A 24,479-nucleotide genomic window follows, 5' to 3' on the forward strand; every position below is an offset into this window, starting at 1 on the left:
AAAATTAAAAATAAATTTTTCATCTTCTCTTACTTTTTTGATTATTCTATCACGCTAACTTCCTTTTCATTTAGAACTTCCTTTACAAATTCAACACTAGATTTTGTATCTTCCACTAAAAATTCTAAATCAGATTGATTAATTTCTTTTTTGCCATATGTGTCTATGCACTTATTGATATATGATCTTTTTAATTTATTTAGATTAATATCTTTTGCTTTAATCAATCTTGGATGTTCTGGTAATATAATGTTTTTACCTGGAATTTCTTCTTCTGGATTACCAAATCTTAGTTCTATGCCATTATCTCTTGCAAAAGATAATTGTGGTTGAATATGTTTTCCTGCTCCTGTATATTCTGTTTCTTGTACAACTACGATTTTGTCTTCATCTAACTCTTGTGCAATACTAAAAGCAGCAGCTAATGAAGTATTTCCAGCAGGTCCTCTTTCTATCCCTTCAATTTGTGCAAGGGTTTCTGTCATATAAAATACTTGACCTTGCGTAACGGTTACATATCTGTCTATATATCTAAGAGGACGGGCCGCTGACCTTGGTACATCTGATCTATCTGGCCATGTAGCAAAGGGTATACCAAATCCTGTATGTCCTGTAGTAAATGATTTTTTATTAAATTGCTCATCACTGGCCATATGTAATCCTGATAAATCCACACTAGCTCCTACAACTTTTACATGATCAGCACCTGCTTTTAATAAACCACGAGCCGTACCAGTTAAGTTTCCTCCCCCAGCATTTGTACATACAACTACATCTGGATCTTTTCCCATTCTTTCCCTAAACTGCATAGCAATCTCATATCCTAATGTTTCAACACCTGCTATTCCAAATGGTGAATAAAGAGACGCATTAAAATATCCAGTTTCTTCCAATAACTTTAAGAATGTATAAAACAACTCAGGACCTACTGTTAATTGTATAACCTCTGCCCCATAAGCTTCACATTTTCTAGCCTTTTCTATAATTTCTGGTTGTCCTTTTCCTTTACTGTCGTAACATTCTTGTACAATGATACACTTTAATCCATGAATTGATGCTTGACTTGCTACCGCAGCACCATAATTTCCGCTTGTTGCTGCAATCACACCTTTATAGCCTAATCTTTTCGCATGATATACTGCATTTGCAGCTCTTCTAGCTTTAAAGCTTCCTGATGGATTAGAAGCTTCATCTTTCACGAAAATTCTAGCACCTTTTCCCTCTGGAGACACTTTTCTTGCAAGAGCAGTTAAATTTTTAAGTTCTAACAATGGAGTATTTCCAACGCCTGTATCTCCTTGAATCTTTTGCATTTCATCAAGGGTATATCCCGTTTCACGCATCATTTGTTCATAGTCAAAACGAATTTGACCTGATTCAAAAGTGCTATAATCTATTCCTATGGCCTTTTTCATTATTTCATTATTTCTAGCCATTACAGCTTGGTAACTCATATCCTTACTCATGAGCTTCACCTCCCCAAAGAATGTCTCGAAGTTGCATACCTATTTGAAGAAGCTCAGGAACAAAATTTCCATAATTATGTTTATAAGATGAATTCACTTCTATAAGCTTTCCTTTTTCCATTCTACCGGTCATAGTTTTTACTTCGACTTCATCCCCCATTTGTGCATCTTCTTGCAAAAATCCTTTTACCCACGCTTCTAGTGGAACTTTCTTTGTATCATCAGGAACTTGTGGAGCTCTTTCTTCTGACGTTAAAACTATATTATGAATTCTTACCCATTCTCCCTTTTTAACTTGCATTTTTTCTACCTACCTTTCTATTAAGTCTCTCATATCTCCCATGATAGCTCTTGGTACTGGTAAATCAATCATTGTCTTAAGACCTGGTCTTGCATTAATAGCATGAGGAATCGTATTTACACACATAGCAATTGTTCCTATTCCACCAGGTACCTCTGGATTGATTGCCATACTAATATCTGGAGTTCCTTTAATAATGATATAATCTCCTGTATGTACTCCTTCAAGCTCTGGTTCGATTTGTTGTGGATGATCCATTTCTATTTTTAATTCCCCATCAACATATCCATATCCCTTCATAGCACAACCTGCTACATCTCCTGCTTGAACCTCTGCATATGGAGATTTTCTATATACGTTTGAAACGATTGGTTCCATAGATTGTTTTACTTGATCACTTAATTTCCATCCTATTGCATCAGCAATCATGTTAACAGATTCAGAAAAACCAACATGTCCAGCTAATGTTCCTTCTTCAACACCTTTATTGAAAGCATCTACTGTAATACCAATTCCTTGTTCTTCCATAACTGCTGGACCAAAAGGAGATAAACTATTTACACGTCTAGCTGTTAAATGTTCTACCTCTTCGCATGCTCCAGTTAAAGCAACTACTAGTAAATCCATCATAAGTCCTGGGTTGATTCCTGTACCTACTACGGTAACACCATTTTGTTTTGCAATTTTGTCCATTTCCTTTGCTAATTCTGGTTCTTGTGCTTGTGGATAAGCCATTTCTTCAGCACTTGATACTACATTGATTTTCTTTTCTAAACAGAATTTTATTTTTTCGAATGCATTTTTTGTGAAAGAATCAGTACAAATTAATACTACGTCAGCTGCCTTTTCCGTAATCACTTCATCATATGCTCCCATTACTACATCAGGTCTGTCCCCTCTTTCAACAGACAAATAATCATACATACTTGTTCCTATTTTTTTACCTCTACCAACAACCCCTACAATTTCTACACCTTGTTTTTTAAGAAGCATTTCTGCCATTCCGCCACCCATTGCACCTAAACCCCAAATAATTACTTTTACATTTTCCATTAAAAACACCTCCGAATTTTTTTACATATTTTACATCCTCATATATTTGCAATTTTCATACCAACATTAAACGATTCGTTAAATATATTTTTTGTAATTTTATAGGGTAGACTGTCGTTTTTTAGTAAATTCAGAATATTTATTCACTATTTTTCGCTATTTTATCTCTTATTTATTCTATTTTTTTGTATTAAAAAAATAAACCGCAAATATATTTGCGTCTGTATGCAAATATATTTGCGGTTTATTTTGTGATAATTTTGTATTTTCTTAATTTATGTTGTAATGTTTGTCTTTTTATACCAAGTTCTAATGCCGCCCTTGAAATATTATTATTACATGATTTCAATACTTTTATAATAATGTTTTTTTCAATTTTTTCCAATGTCTCGGGAAGACTTGTTTTTAAGTCAATATGATTTTCATAAGTGAGTGCAAATATTTTTGCATTTGCCTGAGGAGAAAAATGCTCTTTCTTTAATATACTTTCATTTTCAACAATATTCATTGCTCCTTCAATGATATTTTCTAATTCTCTCACATTCCCTGGCCATTTGTAATTCTTAAATGCATTAAGGACGAATAAATCTATACTTTCTATCTTCTTATTTAATTTTTGATTATATTTATCTACAAAATATTTTGCTAATATTTCTATATCATCTACTCTTTCTCTAAGAGGAGGTAAATAAATGGGTATTACATTGATCCTATAAAAGAGATCTTTTCTGATTTTTCCTTTTTCAATAGCCTCATAAGGCTCTTCATTTGTACTTGCTATAATTCTTATATCTATAGGAATATTTTTTAGTCCTCCAACTCTTCTTATGGTTCCCTCTTGTAGCACTCTTAATAATTTTGATTGAAGTTGCATGCCCATTGAATTGATTTCGTCTAAAAAAACAGTTCCTCCACTTGCCTGTTCAAATAGTCCTGGTCGATTAATGGCTCCTGTAAACCCACCCTTAACAGTTCCAAAGAGAATACCTTCTAATAAAGTTTCTGGAATAGCAGCACAGTTCTGAGCTAAAAAGGGCTTTTTTGCTCTATTGCTTCCATAATGAATACTCTGAGCTACTAGCTCTTTTCCTGTTCCAGTTTCTCCATATATTAAGACACTAGATAAAAACTTAGCTGCCTTTTTTGCGTAATCAATAGCTTGTGTAAATCTTTTATTGCTCCCTATAATACTTGAAAAAGTAAATTTATTTTGAGATAGTTCTTTTTTTCCTGTCTTAGATAGTTCTATTTGAAGTGACATTATTTGATCAGATAAATGCTTAATTTTTGTAATATTTTTCGAAATCTCTAATGCACCAATTCTTTTATGATTGCTAAAAATAGGCACGGTCGTATTGATTGTCGTTACTTCTTTATTATGATTATTCATATAGGTTTGAGGATGATCGATGATCTTTTCTTCTTTATTCAATGCTTTTAACAACGTACTACTAGTTTGATCTAAAGTTGGAAACACTTCTAAAAAATCCTTATTTAATACATCCACTTTTTTCATACCCTCAAGTTCAGTCATTGCTCGATTATATAAAATTGTCTTTCTTTCATTATCTATTACATGTACACCCTCATCAATATATTCTAAAATAGTTTCTAGTATATCCTTTGTATAATCCTTCATAAAACCCTTCCTTTCATTAAATAAAACATGACAAGAGTCATGTTTTATTTAAGCTGGATGAATCTTTATTAGATTCAGCAAAAAATTACTTTCCGCTGAATCCATTCCTACTTTTATTTATATAATGGAAATTTTCCACACAGCTTTTCTACTAGCTCTTTTGCCTCATCCACCTTTTCAGGACAATCAATAACCATACGAATAATTTCTGCAATCTCCACCATATCTTCTTCCTTCATCCCTCTTGTTGTTACAGCTGGTGTACCTATTCGAATCCCACTTGTTACAAAAGGACTTTGTGGATCATATGGAATCGTATTTTTATTAACGGTTACACCTGCTTCATCTAACCTTTTTTCAGCTTCTTTACCTGTTATATCTTTATTTCTTAAATCTATTAATATTAAATGATTATCTGTTCCACCTGAAACTAATCTAAAATCTCTTTTGATTAATTCTTCAGATAATTTTTTCGCATTTTTTATAATTTGCTCTTGATAAAGATTAAATTCATCTGTTAAGGCTTCTTTAAAGCTAACAGCTTTTGCAGCAATCACATGCATAAGAGGTCCACCTTGTACTCCTGGAAAAATAGCTTTGTCTATTTTTTTGGCAAATTCTTCTTTGCAAAGAATTGCGCCTCCCCTTGGTCCTCTTAATGTTTTATGGGTTGTTGTTGTAACAAAATCTGCATATTCACAAGGATTTGGATGCAATTTAGCAGCTACAAGTCCTGCAATATGTGCCATATCTACCATCAAATAGGCACCCACTTCATCTGCAATTTCTCGAAACTTCTTAAAATCAATGGTTCTTGGATAAGCACTAGCACCTGCAACAATTAATTTTGGTTTTGTCTCTAACGCTACTTTTCGCACCTCTTCATAATCAATGGTTTCTAATTCTTTGTCAACACCATAGTCTACAAAATTATAGTATTTTCCTGAAATATTTACAGGACTTCCATGAGTAAGATGTCCTCCATGGGAAAGATTCATCCCTAAAACGGTATCTCCAGGTTTTAGCATTGCAAAATATACAGCTATATTCGCATTCGCTCCTGAATGAGGTTGTACATTTGCATGTTCTGCAGAAAATAATTTTTTTAATCTTTCTCTTGCTAAATCTTCTACCACATCAACATGTTCACAGCCACCATAATATCTTTTAGCCGGATATCCTTCTGCATATTTATTGGTTAATTGGCTCCCCATAGCTTCCATTACAGCAGGACTAACAAAATTTTCAGATGCAATTAACTCAATCTTATTTTGCTGTCTTTTAATTTCCTTTTGAATGGCTTCAAATACATCCATATCTACACTTTTTAAATTTTCAAAATTCATCTTTAAATACCCCTTCCTATGTATTGATTATTTTCAAAATCATTCTACTCTCATTATAATTTTTATAGCCTAAATTTACAAGCTTTGTATTTGATTGAAAATTCAATATTTATTGTTATTATCAGCATTTTTGAAACATACTTATATTATATTGTAACCCTATTCTCATTCTGGTATAATTAATTTTGTTTTACAAAAAGGAGCGATTTTAAATGCATTCTACAATGAAAAATATTCTTGCTCTTGCAGTTTATGCTGGAGAAATTATGCTTAAAAATGGTGCAGAAACTTATCGGGTTGAGGACACAATTATTCGAATCTGCCATGCTTATAATATCCCATGTGTAGAATCATTTGTCACACCTACTGGTATATTTGTTTCCATAGACCCTCAAGATCATAATAATGATGATAATGTTATTACCTTTATTAAAAGAATACAAATTCGAACGATTGATTTAAATAAGATTTCTCAGGTAAATAATTTTTCACGTAAACTTACTACATCCTATCTATCCGTTGAAGAAGGTATGGATCTTCTAAAAAAAATTGATACCTTACCAAAATACCCTGGTTTATTAAAAATCATTGGTGCGGGTATTGCCTCAGCATTTTTTGGCCTTTTATTAGGTTCTACTTATAATGATTTTTTCAGTTCATTTTTTATTGCCATGATTATTTATATTGCCGTTTCATTCATTGATAAATTACATTCAAACCTATTTATCCAAAATTTTATTGGTGGTGCTATTGCAGCACTTCTTGCCATTTTTTCAGTAAATATTGACCTAGGAATGAATATTGATAAAATTATCATTAGCTCCATTATGATTTTAGTTCCTGGCGTGGCCATAACCAATGCTATACGAGATTATATTTCAGGTGAATTATTATCAGGAGTTGCAAGATCCGCTGAAGCAATTATTGTTGCTATATCCATTGCAGTAGGAGTAGGTGCTGTTATGAATACTTGGATATATTTTTTGGGAGGGTTGTAAAAATGTTATTACAATTTATTTTTTCTTTTTTATCTACACTAGGCTTTGCAATACTATTTAATATTCCAAAGAAATCTCTTATCAAAGCCTCTTTTGTCGGAGGAATCGGATGGATTGCTTATGTTTATTCAAATGAAAAATTTCACTCTCTCATTGTTGCTTCTTTCATAGGAGCATGCATTGTTGCCATCATCAGTGAAATATTTGCTAGAAAGTTTAAAGAAACAGTCACTGTATTTGTTATTCCAGGTATTATTCCACTCGTTCCTGGTGCAGGTATGTATTATACCATGCTTGCAGTTATTGAAAAAGATTTTAGTAGATTTGCATCCACTGGTAGCGAAACCATGTTTGTTGCTGGTGGAATTGCTGCAGCAATCCTTATTATCTCGTCCCTTACTCGCATGATTTTTCAAGTAAGCAGACGTAAATATAGAAAAAACATAGAGACTCATTAAGGGTCTCTATATTTTTTATTCCTGCACAATTTTAGATATGCTAGGCATGTACTGTTTATTCTTTTTAAAACTTCCTTCATGTAATCGAATAGTCATATAAGTTATGGCTGTTAACAAGAATCCTATGATCATTGCATACATTTCCAAATGCTCTACAACGCCTATTTTTTTTAATAGAAAACTACCTCCACCAACTCCTATAATGAGAGCAATTAGTGGAATGACATAAGCAATAAATGCAGCTTTTAAAACATTTTGTGTTTCTAAATTCACTTCAACCTTATCTCCAACTTGCGCCGCTACCTTATTGAACACAACAATTTTAAATTCCATATTTTCTTGTCCAAACTGACAAGCTCCACACTCACCTCATGCTGCATTTCTTTGCATTAAAACTCTTGCTCTACGATTATCTAGTACTTCAAGAACCTCTCCTACTTCAATCATTTTACTCACCTCTTTATTCAACATACTCCATTTTTACTTCTCTACTACTGATTGAATATGCAACTCTTCTAATTGTTTTTCATCAACTACAGATGGTGCTTCTGTCATAGGCGATGAAGCATTTTGAGTTTTAGGAAAAGCAATGACTTCACGAATACTATTATTTCCTGTAAGTAGCATCACTAATCGATCTAATCCATAAGCAATACCACCATGTGGAGGTGTACCATATTTAAATGCTTCCAGTAAAAATCCAAATTGTGCCCAAGCTTCTTCTTCTGTAAATCCTAAAGCTTTAAACATTCTTTTTTGAATATCACTATTATGAATTCTAATACTTCCTCCACCTATTTCAACACCATTTAATACAATATCATAAGCTTTCGCACGTGCTTTATGAGGTGCTGTTTCTAAAAGCTCAAGGTCTTCTTCCTTTGGTGAAGTAAATGGATGGTGTTTTGCAACATATCGATCATCTTCTTCGTCATATTCAAACAATGGAAAATCTGTTACCCATAAAAGCTTATAGTCGTTTTTATCTAAAATATCTAATTTTTTAGCTATTTCTACCCTTAAATGACCTAATGCATCATATACTACACTTGATTTATCCGCTACGATTAAAATTAAATCTCCTGTCTTTCCATCCAATCTTTCAATGATACTATTCATTTCTTCCTCACTGAAGAATTTGGCAATTGGAGAATTTATACCCTCATCTGTAATTCTAATCCAAGCTAATCCCTTTGCACCATAAGTTTTTGCAAAGTCCTCTAATTTCTTAACACCTTTTTTGCTAAAAGAACCTTCATATCCATTGATATTGATTCCTCGTACATCTCCTCCATTTTTTACTGTATCACTAAATACTTTAAATCCACTGTTCTTTACAATATCATTTAAAGCTTTTAATTCAAATCCAAATCTAATATCTGGCTTGTCTGAACCGAATCTATCCATTGCTTCACTATAAGGCATTCTCTTTAGTGGAAGAGTCACATCTACATTTAACATTTCTTTAAACATTTTTTGTATAAGTCTTTCATTGATAGACAATACATCTTCAACATCCACAAAAGACATTTCAATATCAATCTGCGTAAATTCAGGCTGCCTATCTGCTCTTAAATCTTCATCTCTGAAGCATTTTACAATTTGGAAATATCTATCCATACCAGAAACCATCAATAATTGCTTAAATAATTGTGGTGATTGAGGAAGTGCATAGAATTTTCCTGGGTTTACACGGCTTGGTACCAAATAATCTCTAGCACCTTCTGGAGTAGGTTTTTCAAGCATAGGTGTCTCTATTTCAGCAAATCCATTTTCATCAAGAAAATCTCTTGTAAGCTTTGCTAATTTATGTCTGAACATAAGATTTTTTTGCATCTTAGGTTTTCTTAAATCAAGATATCTATATTTTAATCTTAAATTTTCTGAAACTTCATCTTCATCTTCTATGTAAATAGGTGGGGTTTGCGCTTCAGAGAATACTTTTAATTCACTAGCAAATACTTCAATATCTCCAGTTGGCATATTTTTATTGATAGATTCTCTCATTTTTACAATTCCCTTAATACCGATTACATATTCTCCTCTAATCTTTTCAGCTTTTGCAAAAGCTTCTTCTGACACATCATTGTCAAATACAATTTGTACAAGCCCTGATCGATCTCTCAAATCCGTAAATACTAATCCACCTAGATTACGTCTTTTTTGTACCCATCCCATAAGTATAACTTCTTGATCTATATGATCTGTTCTTAATGTCCCACACATATGGGTTCTTTTCATATTTCCTAATGTTTCTGCCATTTTTGTTCCTCCTATAGTCTTTCTTTTAATTCATTTATAATATTGCTAAGATTGATCTCTGTTTGTTCACTATTTTGCATATTTTTTAGTGTGACTACATCTTTATCTAATTCATCATCACCTATTACAATTGTATAGGCTGCATTCATTTTATTTGCATATTTAAATTGAGCCTTTAAACTTCTATTTAAGTGATCCTTATCCCCTGATATTCCTTCTAATCTAAGTTTATGTAATAATCCTACTGCTTCTTTGTTGGCTCTTTCACCTATTGTCGCAATAAAAATATCTAATCCTTTTGGTTTTGGAATTTCAATATTATTATTTTGAAGAGTCAATAATAATCTTTCTATTCCCATACCAAAACCAATACCAGGCGTTTTAGGTCCATCTAATTCTTCAACTAAACGATCATATCGTCCGCCTCCACAAACAGTTCCTTGGGCACCTATTTCATTAGAAATAATCTCAAATGCTGTCTTTGTGTAATAATCAAGACCCCTAACAATATTAGGATCTACTATATAATTTATATCCATAAGGGATAGATTTTCTTTTAATTTTTCAAAATCTTCCTTACATGCATCGCATATATGATCGATCATCATTGGAACATCTGTAAGCTGTTCTTTGCAAGATTCTACTTTACAATCAATAATACGCATTGGATTTCTTTCATATCGATCTTGGCAAGTTTTACAAAGATTTGGAAGTTTTTCTTTTAAATAGTTCTTTAGTATTTGATTATATTTTCCTCTACATTCAGGACAACCAATACTATTAATTCTAAGCTCTAGATTACTTATTCCTAATTCTTTATAAAAGGCCATTGCAATCCCTATTACTTCTGCATCAACAGAAGGATTTGTTGCACCATAGGCTTCAACTCCAAATTGGTGAAATGCTCTTAATCTTCCAGCCTGTGGTCTTTCATATCTAAAACAAGGCGTTATATAAAAAAGCTTTGTGGGTTGGGTATCTGCATATAATTTATTTTCAATGAAACTTCTTACTACTGGAGCTGTTCCTTCTGGCTTTAATGTAATATCCCTTCCACCATTATCTTCAAAAGAATACATTTCCTTTTGTACAATATCAGTAGTTTCACCTACTCCACGTTTAAACAACTCAGTATGTTCAAAAATAGGTGTTCTTATTTCTTTATATCCAAATCTACTACAAACATCTCTAAATAAATGCTCAACAAAATTCCATTTGTAGCTTTCTGATGGCAAAACATCTTTTGTTCCTCTTGCTGCTTTTATTGACATACATAAACCTCCCTTATATTCTATTATTTATTGAAATGCAAAAAAACTTCTCCATCCCTATTATTGACAGGGACGAGAAGTATTATATCCCGCGGTACCACCCTACTTGGAAAACCCACTTAACTCGTTAACGCCGAAATACGTATTATCTTACTAAACTTTCAGATAATCTGCTCAAAGATGTCTTCAATATAACCTTTATTATTGAGCTTTCACCAACCCTCAACTCGCTGAAAATAGTGTTATATTTACTTTTCTTATCATCGCATATACCATATACAATTGTCTATTATTATAATGAACAAGTTTAAATCTGTCAATATTCTTTAACAATGATCTATTTCTTTTCTTTTCCTTTCGACCATTTCTTCTACTCTAGCTATATAGTGTTCTACATTTGTAACATTAGGCACTCTTTCTAATCGGTTTTCTTCTTGATAATATATTTTAGACACGGCTCCTGCACCTAGTGCAATAATACTTTGCTTTTCTTCCATAATCTGAATATTATAGATTCCCTCATGACCAGCCTTTGCATATCCTATATTTTCTAGATTACCAAGCATATATTTCTGTCTATACATATAATAAGGAATTAAGCCCATTCTTTCTGCATAGGTTTGTGTAATTTGTAGCATTTTTCTTGCTTCTTCTTCCTTTGCTAAAGGATAATCATTTAAATGTTGTCTTAACCGAGAAGTTTTTTTCACGGCTAAAGTATGTACCGTAAGATTTTCAGGATTTAGCTTTTCGATTTCTTTCATGGTTTTCTCAACCATTTCAGGTGTTTCTCCAGGTAATCCAATAATCATATCCATATTAATGGTATCAAAACCAATTTTTTTTGCCATTTGATAAGAATGAATAATATCTTCAGCAGTATGAGATCGTCCTATTACTTCTAGGGTTTTTTGATTCATGGTTTGTGGATTGATACTTATTCTTTCTACCCCTTCTCTCTTTAAAACCATTAATTTCTCCATAGTAATCGTATCAGGTCTACCTGCTTCCACAGTAATTTCTTTCACCCATTTTAAATCTATATGCTTTTTAATTGCTTTTATAAGCATTTCTAATTCTTCATGGCTTAAGGTTGTTGGTGTCCCTCCGCCAATATATAAAGTCTCAACCTTTTTATTATGTTCCTTTAAAATTTCCCCTGTTTCTTTTATCTCATAGATCAAAGCTTTTAAATATTCTTTTATCAAATTTTTACCTTTATCTAATGGATTTGATGGAAAAGAGCAATAGATACATCTCGTTGGACAAAATGGAATACTTACATATACACTAACAGCATCCCCATTATTTGTTTTAATAACAGGTCTTTCAATCTGAGCTATTTTTGTAACCAAGTCAATTTTTTCTTCACTCATTCGATAATTTTCCTTTAACTTTTGCCTTATATGCTGCAAATCAAGTTTTTGGTCCATTAACTCATGAACAATTTTTGTCGGTCTAATCCCTGTAAGAATTCCCCATAGAGGATGAATTTCATAAAATTTACTCAATGTATCATAAATAGAAAGTTTAATCTTTCGCTTTAAAATTTTTCTTATCTTTCCATGATCCGTTGTATCTTTTTTATATTTTATTGTATTTTCTATCATCACTTTATGATTTTTTATAAGTTGTGTAATAATATCATATTCATCATTTATTTCAGAAACTTTACTTACTAATAAAAAGCTTTGGTCATCTACCAAAGCTTCATTTTCAATAAATTCAATCTTTTTAGGTTCCTCAAAAACCTTTAATAATTCACTTACTTCATACTGATAATCATGTCCTTTTAAAAATACTTTTATCATTTTCATCACCTTTAATTAAAAATCCTTCTTCATTTCATTTTTTAATTTTTCAATATAGCTTTTATGCACGCCTAATTCCTTTGCAATTTCCTGATTGTTAAGACCTGACTGAACCATATTCATAAAATCATGAAAATCAATTTCTGAAAATTTATCTTTATTTTTTTCAGCAATATAACTTCCTAACCTTTTTTTCATAGCTAAGCCTCCTGAAGAATTATTTTAATGTTATTCTTCTCATAAGGCTTACTAGATATGCACACCTATTGGTTAATAAATGGATTATGAATTCTTTCTGCTCCAATAGTTGAATAGGGGCCGTGTCCTGGAAGTACTTTTATTTTATCATCAAATATTAATAATTTTCTTTTAATAGAATCAATAATTTGTTCAAAAGATCCACCTTCAAAATCTGTTCTTCCTATTGAATTTGCAAAAAGTGTATCTCCCGTAAAAATCGTATCTAAAACTTTAACACAAACACCTCCACGAGTATGTCCCGGAGTATGAATAATATTTAACTTTAATTTTCCTAATTCTATTATATCTCCATCTGAAAGAAGCTTATCAGGAGTAACCCCTACGTTCGGTCCACTCATCATACTAGATAAATTTTTGCTTGCATCTTTAAGCATCTCTTCATCTTCTTTATGAACAAAAATAGGGACATTTTTCTTTTCTTTTATTGCAGGGATCCCACCAATATGATCTCCATGGGCATGAGTAAGAAGAATAAATGATAAATCTAATTGTTTTTTTTCTATATAATTTAATATCTCATCTGCATCTCCACCTGGATCAATAACGCATGCTTTCTTTGTATCTTCACAAATAACAATATAACAATTAACAGCATAAACACCTGCTGGTATTCTTTCTACAATCATGCTTGTCTCCTCTCCTACTAAAAATTCTTTTTGCTATCTATCAATATGGTAACTGGTCCATCGTTACATAAATCTACTTCCATATGTGCCCCAAAAACTCCCGTTTCTGCATGAATTTCATAAGATTTAACCTTTTCAACGAATTTTCTGTAAAGTTCATTTGCTTGATCTGGTTTTGCAGCATTCATAAAATTAGGTCTTCTTCCTTTTCTACAATCTCCTAATAATGTAAACTGTGAAACTACAAGCATTTCACCTTTAATATCTAAAAGGGAAAGATTCATTTTTTCTTCCTCATCTTCAAATATTCTAAGCTTTACAATTTTTTCTACCATATATTCTAAATCTTTTTCATCATCTTCAGGTTCTACACCAAGAAGAACTAAAAAACCTTTATCAATTTTCCCTGTAATATCGCCTTCAACAGTAACCTTTGCTCCTTTTACTCTTTGAATAACTGCCCTCATTGTATTCCTCCTCTAAGAAGTCACTCTATGAACATCTAACACGCCTTGCATGGCTTTTATTTTCTTTATAAGCTTATCTAATTGCTGAATATTGGTAATTTCTATTGTAAGATTAACAACAGCAATTCGATCTTTCGTGGTTCTAGCATTCACTGCTGTTACTGTTAGTTTTATATCTGATATAACATTTGTAACTTCTGATAATAATCCTTTTCGATCAGATGAAATAATTTGAATTTCTGTTTCATAAGATTTTTGTCTGTCTTCATTCCACTCTACTTCTATGAACCGATCTATATAATCTGTTTCTTTTAAAATATTTACACAATCCGCTCGATGTATTGACACACCTCTTCCTCTTGTAATAAAACCAACAATTTCATCTCCAGGAACAGGGGTACAGCATTTTGCAAATCGAACAAGTATATTGTCAATCCCTTTTACTTTTACGCCTTGAGTATTTTTCTTTTCGTATTTTGATTTATTCTGCTTGTTGACAGCAACGATTGCTTCCTCTGGTGATTTTTCTTCCTTTTGTGATTCTTTATAGAGCTGTTTTAACTTTGGTACAATCTGATTCAACAAGATCCCACCGTAACCAACTGCTGCATATATGTCTTCTATATTGTTAAATCTAAATTTTTTCACTAATTGATTCATCCACTGAGTCTTTACAAATTCATGGACTTCATATCCATTTCTTCTGATTTCCTTTTCAAGCATGTCTCGTCCTTTTTCAATGTTTTCTTCTCTTCTTTCCTTTTTAAACCATTGACGTATCCTACTTTTTGCTTGAGTGCTTTTTACAAACTTCAACCAATCTCTACTAGGTCCATGACTTTGTTTGGATGTTAAAACTTCCACAATATTTCCATTTTTTAACTTATAATCAATAGGAACAATTCTACCATCTACTTTTGCTCCTATACAGCTATTTCCAATAGCAGAATGAATTTTATATGCAAAATCAATAGGTGTAGATCCTGCTGGAAGATCAAAAACATCCCCCTTTGGTGTAAAGACAAACACTTCATTACTAAATAAATCAATTTTAAGGGTTTCCATAAACTCCTTAGGATCTTTCATATCGCCCTGCCACTCTAATAATTGTCGTAGCCATCTTAATTTATCATCTAAATTCTCTTTGTCTCCTGTTTTGCCTTCTTTGTACTTCCAATGAGCTGCAATACCATACTCTGCGATTCTATGCATATCCCATGTTCTAATTTGAATCTCTAAAGGTTCACCATTCTGTCCAATAACTGTTGTATGAAGGGATTGATACATATTAGGTTTTGGCATAGCAATATAGTCTTTAAATCTACCTGGAATAGGCTTCCACATGGTATGGGCAATTCCTAATACACCATAACAATCCTTTACATTATCAACAATCACTCTTACAGCAGTCAAGTCAAATATTTCCTCAAAGCTTTTATTTCTATAGACCATCTTTCTATAAATACTATAAAAATGTTTAGACCTACCATTTATTTCACATTTGATATTTACTTTTTCTACAGCTTCCATCAATTCATGAATAACTTTATTGATATATTCTTCTCTTTCTCTTTTTTTCTTGGCTACTTTTTCAACTAAATCATAATATCCTTCTGGATCAATATATCGCAGGGATAAATCTTCTAATTCCCACTTAATCTTTGATATCCCTAATCGATGGGCTATTGGCGCATATATTTCAAGGGTTTCTTTTGCTTTTTCCCGCTTTTTCTTTTCTTCCATATACTTTAAAGTTCTCATATTATGGAGTCTATCAGCAAGCTTTATAATAATTACCCTTATATCTTTTGCCATAGCCAAAAACATTTTTCTAAGGCTCTCTGCTTGTCTTTCTTCTTTTGTTTCATAAGTAAAACTTCCAAGCTTTGTAACCCCTTCGACTAAAATAGCGATTTCTTCGCTAAACTCTTTTTTTATCTCTTGATATTCGTATTTTGTATCTTCAATTACATCATGAAGTAACCCGGCTACAATGGTGGCATCATCCATCTCTAATTGTACTAATATTTTAGCAACCTCTACAGGATGAATAAAATATTTTTCACCAGATTTTCTTACTTGTCCTTCATGAGCAGCTTCAGCAAAATTATACCCTTTAATAATTAGGCTCATATTGCTATTTGGATTATATTGTTGTATTTGTGCTAATAGATTCTCTAACATATCATCACCCTATTTAGTACTTTATATCAGTAAAATTATGGACTTCATTAAAATATTAAATACATTATATAACAAATAAAATAAAAAACATAGTGTCTCCTAAACAATATGTCAAAAAATAAAGAATGAGTGGTTGGAAATCCAACCACTATTCATATTTAATCAATGATCTTACATCATAGCCTTTTAAGGTATCCCTACCTTTTAAATAATCTAGTTCAATAAGACATAGCACTCCAGCTACTTCTCCACCTAATTGTTCTACTAATTTCACTGTTGAACGCAGTGTTCCACCTGTAGCAAGTAAATCATCTATAATCATTACCTTTTGCCCTGGTTTTATTGCATCTCTATGCATTTCTAATGCATCGCTACCATACTCTAGATCATATTCAAGCTTTATGGTTTCAGCAGGAAGTTTCCCTGGCTTTCTTACAGGTACAAATCCTTTCTTCATGGCATAAGCAAGAGGTGTTCCTACAATAAACCCTCTAGACTCAGGTCCTATAATTAAATCAAACTCTATGTCTTTTATTTCTTCAACGATCTTATCAATCGTATAATGAAGTGCTTCTCCATCCTTTAAAAGGGTTGTAATATCCTTAAAGCGAATCCCTTTTTCTGGAAAATCAGGAATTACCCTTATTTTATCCTTTAAATTCATAAAAATTCCTCCCCTTAATTTATATCCACTCACTGCTTTATCCCATTCATGTTCTTTTACATGCACATTTTATTATATGATATATTTTACACCTATTCAATACTATAAAAGCAAATATACTACTACAACTACAAATTCTTTTTGATACATTTTTTATTTTCTTCTATCCTATTTATAAATATTCTAACATTTTCCAAAAAATATGGCAATGTCATAAGACATTGCCATATTCTCATTAAGCTTCTTAACCAGCATTATATCTACCTTTTCTTAACTCCCAATTTTTCCAAGAAGCCCAAATAGGACTTGCAATAAAGATAGATGAATATGTTCCTGTTATGGTTCCTGCTATTAACGGAAGGGCAAATGCTTTTATAGATTCTACCCCAAACACATAAAGAGCCGTAATAGTTATTAATGTTGTTACAGATGTATTGATAGATCTTGTCAATGTTTGATTTACACTTGTATCTACAATATCATCATAATTTTTCTTTTTCATAAACTTAATATTTTCTCTAATTCTATCAAATACAACAATGGTATCATTAATAGAATATCCAACAATTGTAAGCATGGCAGCTACAAATGAGCTATTGATCTGTATTCTAAAGATAGCAAAAACAGCCAATACTACTAATATATCATGTAGTAATGTGATAATGGCAGATGCACCAAATTTAAATTCAAATCTAAAGGTAATATAAATCAGCATTCCAATTGCAGCAATAGCAACTGATAAAAATGCTTTCTTTTGGATTTCCTCTCCAATAGAAGGTCCAAACTGCTCTGCTTGTCTAAAATCTGTATCCTTTAGCTTATACTTTGTTTGAAGCACTTCAAATACTTTTTGTCTTTCCTTACTATTTAAATCCTTTTTTGTTTTAATCATAATTTCATGCTTAGCTTCACCTACATGAAGAATATCTGCATCTAAGTCAAATTCTTTAATAACTTCTTTTACTTCCTTTACAGCAACTTGTTTATTTAAATTAATTTGCATCATGGTTCCACCAGTAAAATCTATCCCTAAGTTAAAGCCTTGAATCATTCCCATTATTAATCCTACAACAATAATGGCAATAGAAAGACCAAACCATATCTTCTTTTTTTCAACTACTTTCATGTTCTACACTTCCTCTCTATGCCCCATATAATTTTGTGTTGTTAAAAGCATTCAACCCAACAAAAAGTTTTAATAGAGTTTTTGTAACAAACACAGCTGTAAACATACTTGCTATAACACCAACCATCAACGTTACAGCAAAACCTTTTATTGCTCCTGAGCCAAATTGATAAAGAACAACTCCTGCAATGACTGTTGTAACATTAGAGTCTAATATTGTAGTTAATGCCTTAGAGAATCCAGAATTCAATGATGCTCTTAGTGTTTTTCCATTTCTAATTTCTTCTTTGATTCTCTCAAAGATAATGACATTAGCATCTACTGCCATACCAATACTTAATATTAAACCAGCTACCCCTGGTAATGTAAGTACCGCACCAAATCCAATCAACACATAAAGAACAATTAGTATATAAATAACTAAAGCAACACTTGCTACAAACCCTGGTACTCTATAATAAATCAACATAAATAAAAATACAATAGCAAGACCTATTCCTGCAGCATATATACTTTTATTTAATGAATCAATTCCTAGTGTTGGTCCTATAACAGATGTTTGTACTTCTGTTAAAGTAACCGGTAATGAACCCGCTCTAATAAGTGCTGCTAGCTGAGAAGCTTCATCCATTGTAAAACTTCCTTGTATAACAGCTTTTCCATTAGGAATCTCACTATTAACCGTTGGCGTAGAAATAGCTTTTCCATCTAATACAATTGGAATAATACTCTCTACAGAACCGCTAGGATGAGATGCTGCTTCCTTTGTTGCCTTTTGAAAAAGATCTGATCCTTTACTATCAAATTCTAAAGATACAGAAGGAATATTTCCTTTATCCTTTTCAAATACCACTTCTGCATTTTTAACATGTTCACCTGTTAAAATTACTTCACCTTTATAATTTAAGAATTGAAGCTGTGCAACTTTTCCTACTGCATCAATGGCTTCTTGAGCATTTTTTACTCCTGGAAGTTCTATTCTTATTCTTTTAGTTCCTTCTCTTAATACATTAGGTTCTGTCAAACCCATTCCATTAACTCTTCGCTCAATTACTTCTTTTGTTTGATTCATAATCTTGTCTAATTCTTTTCCAGATGCATCTGTTTCTGCTTCAAATACTACAAACACACCACCCTTTAAATCTAGACCTAGTGTCATCATTTCCTTCACTGGACTTATTTTCGTATTGCCAATTTCAAGGCCTTTAATTCCTGCAATGGCTCCTACAGCAACAATGGCAATAATCAATAATAAGACAATTGCATTTTTTACTTTCATAACCGTTTATCCTCCTTTTTTACTCATAAAATCATTATACCCTTAGCATAAAAGGTGGTCAATCCTATATAAGGATAATTTATCCATTTACGAATTATTTTTTATGCTTCTTGGCTAACTCTACATAATCTAGAGCAGAATTTTTTAGTTTTTCTCGATCTGCATCTGTTAATTCTCTCACTACTTTTGCAGGAGAGCCCATCACTAATGTATTTGATGGAATCTTTTTTCCTGGTGGAACAATTGAACCAGCTGCAACGATTACATTGTCCCCCACTTGAGCACCATTTAATATAATCGCTCCCATTCCTACAAGTACATAATCCCCTATCGTACATGCATGTACAATAGCATTATGACCAACAGTTACATTATCTCCAATAATAGTTTTATAATCCTTTGCAATGTGTATGGTACAATTATCTTGGATATTTGTATTTTCCCCAATAGTTATATGATTATCGTCCCCTCGAATAACTGTTCCATACCAAACATTTGCATTTTTTTTCATTTTTACTTTTCCAATAATCGTCGCATTCTCAGCTACAAAACAACTTTCATCAATATTTGGCTTATTTCCTTCATATTCAATAATCATTCTTCGCCCTCCTACTTTAGTAGATTTGCTTGAATTACTAGAGAACATTCTATTCTCTTTTTCTCCATTTCGCATCCTAATTCATAAGGTTTATGAATATCCTTATTGAAATTATAAGCATTGGCATGACATCCACCACTACAATAAAACTTTGCCCAACAATCCTTACACTTTTCCTTGTTATATACATGGGCTTGTCCAAAATCTGCAGTAACACTTGTATCTACATCTTTTTTTAATACATTACCCATATAAAAATCTTCATTTCCTACAAATTGATGGCAAGGATAAACATCCCCTTCAGGTGAAATTGCTAAATATTCAGAGCCAGCTCCACAACCTGATAATTTTTTGATTACACAAGGCCCTTGGTTTAAATCTAACATAAAATGAAAAAAGCTAAATCCATTTCCTTCTTTTCTTCTTTTCACATACTCTTTTGCAAGGATTTCATATTGTTCAAAAATAGTATCTAAATCTTCTTCTTTAAGAGCATAATCATATTTATCCTCTGTAACTACGGGTTCAATAGATGTACTATCAAATCCTAAATCAGCTAAATGCAATACATCTTTAGAAAAATCTAAATTTTTTCTTGTAAAAGTACCTCTTACAAAATAATCTTTCCCATTTCTCATTTTTGCCATTTTTAAAAACTTCGGTACAATAATATCATAAGACCCAGTACCATTTACTGCATATCTCATATAATCATTTACTTCTTTTCTTCCATCTATACTTAATACTACATTGTCCATATTTTCATCATTTAATAACACACCATTGGTTGTAATGGTAAATCTAAAGTGTTTTCCTGCTGGTTTTTCTATACTTCTTCCGTATTCAACCAAATTTTTTACAACCTCAAAATTCATCAGTGGTTCTCCACCAAAGAAATCCACCTCTAAATTTTTTCTATTTCCCGAATTCTCAATCAAAAAATCTAATGCTCTTTTTCCTACTTCTTCGCTCATTAAACTTCTTTGTCCTTTAAAATCTCCTTGAGATGCAAAACAATACTTACAACGAAGATTGCAATCATGTGCTACATGTAAGCACATTGCTTTTACAACAGGTTTTCTATTTACAAAGGCTGGATGCTTTTCATAAGTATCTTCTGTAAATAATAATCCTTCGTTTTCTAAAGTCTTTATTTCATAAACACCTTCAATAATATCTTCTCTTGAATATTTATGTCCTAAACTTTCTATAATTTCCTCTACACTTTTTTCCTTGTAGTAGTCTAAAATATCATATACAATTTCATCTATTATATGAACAGCTCCGCTGTTAACGTCTAGAACGATTCTTGTATCATCTTGAGTAAATTTATGGATCATCAATGTTTCCTCCTTCAATCTTCCTTAACAATGCATTTAAAAAACAGTAATATTTACATATTACTGTTTCTTAATATGTATTATTTATTTTCACATACTTGATTCGCAACTGTACAAGAAGTTTTACATGCTGATTGACATGAAGTTTGGCACTCTCCACATCCACCTTTTACAGCACTTTGCTTTAATGTTGCTTTTGTTAATGTCTTCACGTGCTTCATCTTTCTTCCTCCCCTAAATAGATTTCTACTAAATTATAACATAAAGGCGTTTTTTGTCAAAGTTATTTATTTCAAATTTACACCTATCATTCCACCTATTCCCCCTGCTATAATCCCTATTAGACTTTTTAAAAGTGCTGGACTTCCTATGGAAAAATCCTTCACAAATACCCAATTCATAAAAATGATTAGTAAAACATAAACAACCCCTACTAATGCACCATGAAGCCATCCTTTTCTTTTTGTCTTAGCACCTACAACCATCCCACTAATTAAGGTGCTGATCACCATTACAATTGAAGCCATCATTGGTATAATGGTTTCTGAGATATTTGTATAGGTAATAAGCAGTGCCATGATGATAAAAATCAAAAGTGCAAAAATACATGCTGCAAGAATAGCCTTTACATAAACCCATATGATACTACCACTCTTTTCTATGTTCTTATTAGATTTCACCCTCTTCACCCCCAAAAGCATTCTTATAGCATATTTATGCTCAAGGTTTAAAAATATTACTAGGAAGCTAAGAATACAAAAAGAAGATGACTAAAAGTCATCTTCTTTTTATTTTACATCATCTTTTTTTATTACAGTACCAACTGCCCATCTAGCAATCTGAAGCTTTGTTTTGTCAGAACCAACCTCGATAGTTACAGTATCATCCTTAATTTTTGAGATTTTACCGAATATACCACCTATTGTTGAAATCTGTTCACCAACTTTTAAGCTGTCTCTCATTTCTTTTATTTGTTTCTCCCTTTTCTTCTGAGGTCTTATAATCAAGAAGTAAAATATAGCAATAAATATGACCGTCATAAAAATCGGCGAAGTTAATTGATTCATAAGCTTATGCCTCCCTTTCTTTGATATATATTGGTATTCGACATAAATATTATAAACCCTTTAATTCTTTAAAAAAGTTTATAATTCATATCCATATTTCCCAAAAAATTCTTTTCTAAAATCTAGTAATCGATCTTCTTTTATAGCTTCTCTCACATTTTCCATTAATTTTAGTAAAAAATGAAGATTATGATACGTCACTAATCTTGCTGATAATATTTCACTGGCTTTAAACAAATGTCTTAGATATGCTCTAGAATAATTTTTACAAGTATAACAATCACAATTTGGATCTAGTGGCATAAAATCTTCTGCATATTTTGCATTTTTTATGACTACTTTTCCTACTGAAGTCATTGCTGTACCATTCCTAGCAATTCTAGTTGGCAACACACAATCAAACATATCTATTCCCCTTATAGCCCCTTCTATTAAACAATCTGGACTTCCAACCCCCATAAGATATCTAGGTTTATCCTTAGGCATTAGGGGTGTAGTATGTTCTAACACTTCATACATCAACGGTTTTGGCTCTCCTACGCTAAGACCCCCTACAGCATATCCTGGAAAATCTAGATCTATTATTTCCTTTGCACTTTGCTCTCTTAAATCTTTATACATTCCCCCTTGAATAATTCCAAATAATCCTTGGGTATTAGGATTTTTATGAGCTTCTTTACATCTTTTTGCCCATCTAGTTGTTCTCTCTAGGGAGTTTTTTACATAGTTTCTATCTGCAGGATAAGGTGCACATTCATCAAAAGCCATAATAATATCTGCACCTAATGCATTTTCTATCTCAATGGCTTTTTCTGGACTAATGAAATGTTTTGAGCCATCTAAATGGGATCTAAATTCTACACCTTTTTCTGAAATTTTTCTTAAATCACCTAAGCTAAAAACTTGAAATCCACCACTATCTGTTAAAATAGGTCTATCCCAATTCATAAATTTGTGAAGTCCACCAGCTTTCTCTACAAGCTTGTGTCCTGGTCTTAAATATAAATGATAGGTATTACTTAAAATAATTTGAGACTTTATCTCTTTTAATTCTTCAGGAGTCATTGCCTTTACAGTAGCTTGAGTGCCTACAGGCATAAATATTGGCGTCTCAATAGTCCCATGAGGTGTAGTAATCCTCCCGAGTCTTGCTCCACTTTGTTTACATTCTTTTATTAATTCATATTTTATTGCCATTCAAAGTATCCTCCTATAACTTTTCCTATTTTGTCTAAATAATAAACATTGCATCTCCAAAGCTAAAAAATCTATAGTTATTTTTTATGGCTTCTTCATAAGCATTCAGGGTAAATGCTCTACTGCTAAAAGCACTCACTAACATAATCAATGTAGATTCAGGAAGATGAAAATTCGTAATGAGTCCATCAATTATTTTAAATTTATATCCTGGATAAATAAAAATATCTGTCCATCCTTGTCCTTCATGAATCATTCCTTTTTCATCAGCAATGCTTTCTAATGTTCTAGTAGAAGTAGTTCCTACAGAAATAACTCTTCCGCCCTTAGCTTTTGTACTATTGATTATTTCTGCTGTTTCTTTGCTAACCATATAAAACTCTGAATGCATTTTATGGTCTAATATATCATCACTTTTCACAGGTCTAAAAGTTCCGAGTCCCACATGTAATGTGATATACGCTATTTTAATTCCTTTTTCTTTAATTTTTTCAAGCAATTCATTTGTAAAATGAAGTCCCGCAGTAGGTGCTGCAGCAGAACCTTCATGTTTTGAATAAACGGTTTGATATCTTTCTTGATCACTTAAACTTTCCTTTATGTATGGTGGTAGAGGCATTGTTCCAAGCTCATCTAAAAGTTCTTCAAATATACCCTCATATTCAAAATCTACAATTCTTGAACCTTCTTGTCCCATTCCAACAACTTTTGCTTTTAACACCCCATCACCAAATACAATCGTATCTCCTATTTTTGCTTTTTTTCCAGGTTTCACTAAGGTTTCCCATTGATTCTTACTAGTTCTCTTTAATAAAAGAAATTCTACCTTCCCACCTGTATTTTCTTTACACCCAAAAAGTCTAGCAGGCAATACCCTTGTATTATTAAGTACTAAACAATCTCCAGGATTTAAATATTCTATAATATTTTTGAATCGTTTATGTTCTATTTCTCCTGTATTTTTATTTAAAGTCATAAGCTTTGATTCAGCTCTATTTTCTAGAGGTGTTTGTGCAATTAGTTCTTCTGGTAAATCAAAATAAAAATCACTCTTTTTCATTTCTA

General features: G+C 32.0%; 25 protein-coding genes and 1 other annotated feature. Of the genes, 2 read left to right on the plus strand and 23 right to left on the minus strand.

Features of this window, described 5'->3' with window-relative positions; all coding sequences use genetic code 11:
• Positions 1–41 precede the first annotated feature (41 nt).
• From ortB to K7H06_RS09015, 5 genes are all read right to left on the minus strand, one after another.
• Positions 42–1,466 (minus strand): 2-amino-4-oxopentanoate thiolase subunit OrtB, encoded by a 1,425-nt coding sequence (gene ortB, locus K7H06_RS08995; protein WP_223039538.1) that lies wholly within the window; start codon positions 1,464–1,466, stop codon positions 42–44.
• A complete protein-coding gene (gene ortA / locus K7H06_RS09000) occupies positions 1,459–1,767 on the minus strand; it encodes a 2-amino-4-oxopentanoate thiolase subunit OrtA (protein WP_223039539.1) in 309 nt (102 codons plus the stop codon). The genes ortB and ortA overlap by 8 nt, the downstream gene beginning before the upstream one ends.
• A gap of 9 nt (positions 1,768–1,776) precedes the next feature.
• Positions 1,777–2,820: a 2,4-diaminopentanoate dehydrogenase gene (ord, locus tag K7H06_RS09005; RefSeq protein ID WP_223039540.1), complete on the minus strand. Its 1,044-nt coding sequence runs from the start codon at positions 2,818–2,820 to the stop codon at positions 1,777–1,779.
• 244 nt (positions 2,821–3,064) lie between these two features.
• Complete coding sequence (locus tag K7H06_RS09010; protein WP_223039541.1) at positions 3,065–4,459, minus strand: sigma-54 interaction domain-containing protein; 1,395 nt, start codon at positions 4,457–4,459, stop codon at positions 3,065–3,067.
• A 113-nt stretch (positions 4,460–4,572) separates the two neighbouring features.
• Entirely contained in the window at positions 4,573–5,805 is a 1,233-nt protein-coding gene (locus K7H06_RS09015; protein WP_223039542.1) for a serine hydroxymethyltransferase, read from the minus strand.
• Positions 5,806–6,017: 212 nt separating this feature from the next.
• Between K7H06_RS09015 and K7H06_RS09020 the strand changes: the two genes are divergently transcribed.
• Positions 6,018–6,803 (plus strand): threonine/serine exporter family protein, encoded by a 786-nt coding sequence (locus K7H06_RS09020; protein WP_246637667.1) that lies wholly within the window; start codon positions 6,018–6,020, stop codon positions 6,801–6,803.
• Between the two features lie 2 nt (positions 6,804–6,805).
• Positions 6,806–7,261, plus strand: coding sequence for a threonine/serine exporter family protein (locus K7H06_RS09025; RefSeq protein ID WP_223039543.1), 456 nt, complete (start codon positions 6,806–6,808; stop codon positions 7,259–7,261).
• Between the two features lie 15 nt (positions 7,262–7,276).
• Here K7H06_RS09025 and K7H06_RS09030 read toward each other — a convergent pair whose 3' ends face one another.
• From K7H06_RS09030 to queA, 18 genes are all read right to left on the minus strand, one after another.
• On the minus strand, positions 7,277–7,594 hold the full coding sequence (locus K7H06_RS09030; protein WP_223039544.1) for a SoxR reducing system RseC family protein: 318 nt from the start codon (positions 7,592–7,594) through the stop codon (positions 7,277–7,279).
• 147 nt (positions 7,595–7,741) lie between these two features.
• The gene (aspS, locus tag K7H06_RS09035) at positions 7,742–9,523 is read right to left on the minus strand and encodes an aspartate--tRNA ligase (protein WP_223039545.1); all 1,782 of its coding nucleotides are present in this window, start codon (positions 9,521–9,523) and stop codon (positions 7,742–7,744) included.
• 11 nt (positions 9,524–9,534) lie between these two features.
• Entirely contained in the window at positions 9,535–10,794 is a 1,260-nt protein-coding gene (gene hisS, locus K7H06_RS09040) for a histidine--tRNA ligase (protein WP_223039546.1), read from the minus strand.
• A 65-nt stretch (positions 10,795–10,859) separates the two neighbouring features.
• Positions 10,860–11,067: a binding site (T-box leader), on the minus strand.
• A gap of 53 nt (positions 11,068–11,120) precedes the next feature.
• Positions 11,121–12,605, minus strand: coding sequence for a coproporphyrinogen dehydrogenase HemZ (gene hemZ / locus K7H06_RS09045; protein WP_223039547.1), 1,485 nt, complete (start codon positions 12,603–12,605; stop codon positions 11,121–11,123).
• Between the two features lie 15 nt (positions 12,606–12,620).
• Positions 12,621–12,803: a hypothetical protein gene (locus K7H06_RS09050; RefSeq protein ID WP_223039548.1), complete on the minus strand. Its 183-nt coding sequence runs from the start codon at positions 12,801–12,803 to the stop codon at positions 12,621–12,623.
• Between the two features lie 65 nt (positions 12,804–12,868).
• Positions 12,869–13,492 (minus strand): MBL fold metallo-hydrolase, encoded by a 624-nt coding sequence (locus K7H06_RS09055; RefSeq protein ID WP_223039549.1) that lies wholly within the window; start codon positions 13,490–13,492, stop codon positions 12,869–12,871.
• 17 nt (positions 13,493–13,509) lie between these two features.
• Positions 13,510–13,959: a D-aminoacyl-tRNA deacylase gene (dtd, locus tag K7H06_RS09060; RefSeq protein ID WP_223039550.1), complete on the minus strand. Its 450-nt coding sequence runs from the start codon at positions 13,957–13,959 to the stop codon at positions 13,510–13,512.
• A 12-nt stretch (positions 13,960–13,971) separates the two neighbouring features.
• Positions 13,972–16,143 (minus strand): RelA/SpoT family protein, encoded by a 2,172-nt coding sequence (locus K7H06_RS09065; protein ID WP_223039551.1) that lies wholly within the window; start codon positions 16,141–16,143, stop codon positions 13,972–13,974.
• A 148-nt stretch (positions 16,144–16,291) separates the two neighbouring features.
• On the minus strand, positions 16,292–16,807 hold the full coding sequence (locus tag K7H06_RS09070; protein ID WP_223039552.1) for an adenine phosphoribosyltransferase: 516 nt from the start codon (positions 16,805–16,807) through the stop codon (positions 16,292–16,294).
• Positions 16,808–17,051: 244 nt separating this feature from the next.
• Positions 17,052–17,933 carry a protein translocase subunit SecF gene (gene secF / locus K7H06_RS21210; protein ID WP_246637668.1) on the minus strand — a complete coding sequence of 294 codons (882 nt, stop codon included), beginning with the start codon at positions 17,931–17,933 and terminating at the stop codon, positions 17,052–17,054.
• A gap of 16 nt (positions 17,934–17,949) precedes the next feature.
• The gene (gene secD, locus K7H06_RS21215) at positions 17,950–19,212 is read right to left on the minus strand and encodes a protein translocase subunit SecD (RefSeq protein WP_246637669.1); all 1,263 of its coding nucleotides are present in this window, start codon (positions 19,210–19,212) and stop codon (positions 17,950–17,952) included.
• Between the two features lie 94 nt (positions 19,213–19,306).
• The gene (locus K7H06_RS09080; protein ID WP_223039553.1) at positions 19,307–19,810 is read right to left on the minus strand and encodes a gamma carbonic anhydrase family protein; all 504 of its coding nucleotides are present in this window, start codon (positions 19,808–19,810) and stop codon (positions 19,307–19,309) included.
• Positions 19,811–19,821: 11 nt separating this feature from the next.
• On the minus strand, positions 19,822–21,150 hold the full coding sequence (gene scfB, locus K7H06_RS09085) for a thioether cross-link-forming SCIFF peptide maturase (RefSeq protein WP_223039554.1): 1,329 nt from the start codon (positions 21,148–21,150) through the stop codon (positions 19,822–19,824).
• Positions 21,151–21,230: 80 nt separating this feature from the next.
• Positions 21,231–21,371, minus strand: coding sequence for a six-cysteine ranthipeptide SCIFF (gene scfA / locus K7H06_RS09090; RefSeq protein WP_218282629.1), 141 nt, complete (start codon positions 21,369–21,371; stop codon positions 21,231–21,233).
• A gap of 66 nt (positions 21,372–21,437) precedes the next feature.
• Positions 21,438–21,830, minus strand: a complete 393-nt coding sequence (locus K7H06_RS09095; protein ID WP_223039555.1) for a TIGR04086 family membrane protein — start codon at positions 21,828–21,830, stop codon at positions 21,438–21,440.
• Between the two features lie 108 nt (positions 21,831–21,938).
• Complete coding sequence (yajC, locus tag K7H06_RS09100; RefSeq protein WP_223039556.1) at positions 21,939–22,217, minus strand: preprotein translocase subunit YajC; 279 nt, start codon at positions 22,215–22,217, stop codon at positions 21,939–21,941.
• A 78-nt stretch (positions 22,218–22,295) separates the two neighbouring features.
• The gene (tgt, locus tag K7H06_RS09105) at positions 22,296–23,414 is read right to left on the minus strand and encodes a tRNA guanosine(34) transglycosylase Tgt (RefSeq protein WP_223039557.1); all 1,119 of its coding nucleotides are present in this window, start codon (positions 23,412–23,414) and stop codon (positions 22,296–22,298) included.
• A gap of 34 nt (positions 23,415–23,448) precedes the next feature.
• Positions 23,449–24,474 carry a tRNA preQ1(34) S-adenosylmethionine ribosyltransferase-isomerase QueA gene (queA, locus tag K7H06_RS09110; protein WP_223039558.1) on the minus strand — a complete coding sequence of 342 codons (1,026 nt, stop codon included), beginning with the start codon at positions 24,472–24,474 and terminating at the stop codon, positions 23,449–23,451.
• Between the last annotated feature and the right edge of the window lie 5 nt (positions 24,475–24,479).

This window comes from Crassaminicella profunda (assembly GCF_019884785.1).
GTDB classification, from domain to species: domain Bacteria; phylum Bacillota; class Clostridia; order Peptostreptococcales; family Thermotaleaceae; genus Crassaminicella; species Crassaminicella profunda.

Excerpts from the sequence above, each read along its gene's own strand:
- ortB (WP_223039538.1), bottom strand. The coding sequence starts at position 1,466 with ATGAGTAAGGATATGAGTTACCAAGCTGTAATGGCTAGAAATAATGAA.
- ortA (WP_223039539.1), bottom strand. The coding sequence starts at position 1,767 with ATGCAAGTTAAAAAGGGAGAATGGGTAAGAATTCATAATATAGTTTTA.
- ord (WP_223039540.1), bottom strand. The coding sequence starts at position 2,820 with ATGGAAAATGTAAAAGTAATTATTTGGGGTTTAGGTGCAATGGGTGGC.
- K7H06_RS09010 (WP_223039541.1), bottom strand. The coding sequence starts at position 4,459 with ATGAAGGATTATACAAAGGATATACTAGAAACTATTTTAGAATATATT.
- K7H06_RS09015 (WP_223039542.1), bottom strand. The coding sequence starts at position 5,805 with ATGAATTTTGAAAATTTAAAAAGTGTAGATATGGATGTATTTGAAGCC.
- K7H06_RS09020 (WP_246637667.1), top strand. The coding sequence starts at position 6,018 with ATGCATTCTACAATGAAAAATATTCTTGCTCTTGCAGTTTATGCTGGA.
- K7H06_RS09025 (WP_223039543.1), top strand. The coding sequence starts at position 6,806 with ATGTTATTACAATTTATTTTTTCTTTTTTATCTACACTAGGCTTTGCA.
- K7H06_RS09030 (WP_223039544.1), bottom strand. The coding sequence starts at position 7,594 with ATGGAATTTAAAATTGTTGTGTTCAATAAGGTAGCGGCGCAAGTTGGA.
- aspS (WP_223039545.1), bottom strand. The coding sequence starts at position 9,523 with ATGGCAGAAACATTAGGAAATATGAAAAGAACCCATATGTGTGGGACA.
- hisS (WP_223039546.1), bottom strand. The coding sequence starts at position 10,794 with ATGTCAATAAAAGCAGCAAGAGGAACAAAAGATGTTTTGCCATCAGAA.
- hemZ (WP_223039547.1), bottom strand. The coding sequence starts at position 12,605 with ATGATAAAAGTATTTTTAAAAGGACATGATTATCAGTATGAAGTAAGT.
- K7H06_RS09050 (WP_223039548.1), bottom strand. The coding sequence starts at position 12,803 with ATGAAAAAAAGGTTAGGAAGTTATATTGCTGAAAAAAATAAAGATAAA.
- K7H06_RS09055 (WP_223039549.1), bottom strand. The coding sequence starts at position 13,492 with ATGATTGTAGAAAGAATACCAGCAGGTGTTTATGCTGTTAATTGTTAT.
- dtd (WP_223039550.1), bottom strand. The coding sequence starts at position 13,959 with ATGAGGGCAGTTATTCAAAGAGTAAAAGGAGCAAAGGTTACTGTTGAA.
- K7H06_RS09065 (WP_223039551.1), bottom strand. The coding sequence starts at position 16,143 with ATGTTAGAGAATCTATTAGCACAAATACAACAATATAATCCAAATAGC.
- K7H06_RS09070 (WP_223039552.1), bottom strand. The coding sequence starts at position 16,807 with ATGAATTTAAAGGATAAAATAAGGGTAATTCCTGATTTTCCAGAAAAA.
- secF (WP_246637668.1), bottom strand. The coding sequence starts at position 17,933 with ATGAAAGTAGTTGAAAAAAAGAAGATATGGTTTGGTCTTTCTATTGCC.
- secD (WP_246637669.1), bottom strand. The coding sequence starts at position 19,212 with ATGAAAGTAAAAAATGCAATTGTCTTATTATTGATTATTGCCATTGTT.
- K7H06_RS09080 (WP_223039553.1), bottom strand. The coding sequence starts at position 19,810 with ATGATTATTGAATATGAAGGAAATAAGCCAAATATTGATGAAAGTTGT.
- scfB (WP_223039554.1), bottom strand. The coding sequence starts at position 21,150 with ATGATCCATAAATTTACTCAAGATGATACAAGAATCGTTCTAGACGTT.
- scfA (WP_218282629.1), bottom strand. The coding sequence starts at position 21,371 with ATGAAGCACGTGAAGACATTAACAAAAGCAACATTAAAGCAAAGTGCT.
- yajC (WP_223039556.1), bottom strand. The coding sequence starts at position 22,217 with ATGAATCAATTAACTTCGCCGATTTTTATGACGGTCATATTTATTGCT.
- tgt (WP_223039557.1), bottom strand. The coding sequence starts at position 23,414 with ATGGCAATAAAATATGAATTAATAAAAGAATGTAAACAAAGTGGAGCA.
- queA (WP_223039558.1), bottom strand. The coding sequence starts at position 24,474 with ATGAAAAAGAGTGATTTTTATTTTGATTTACCAGAAGAACTAATTGCA.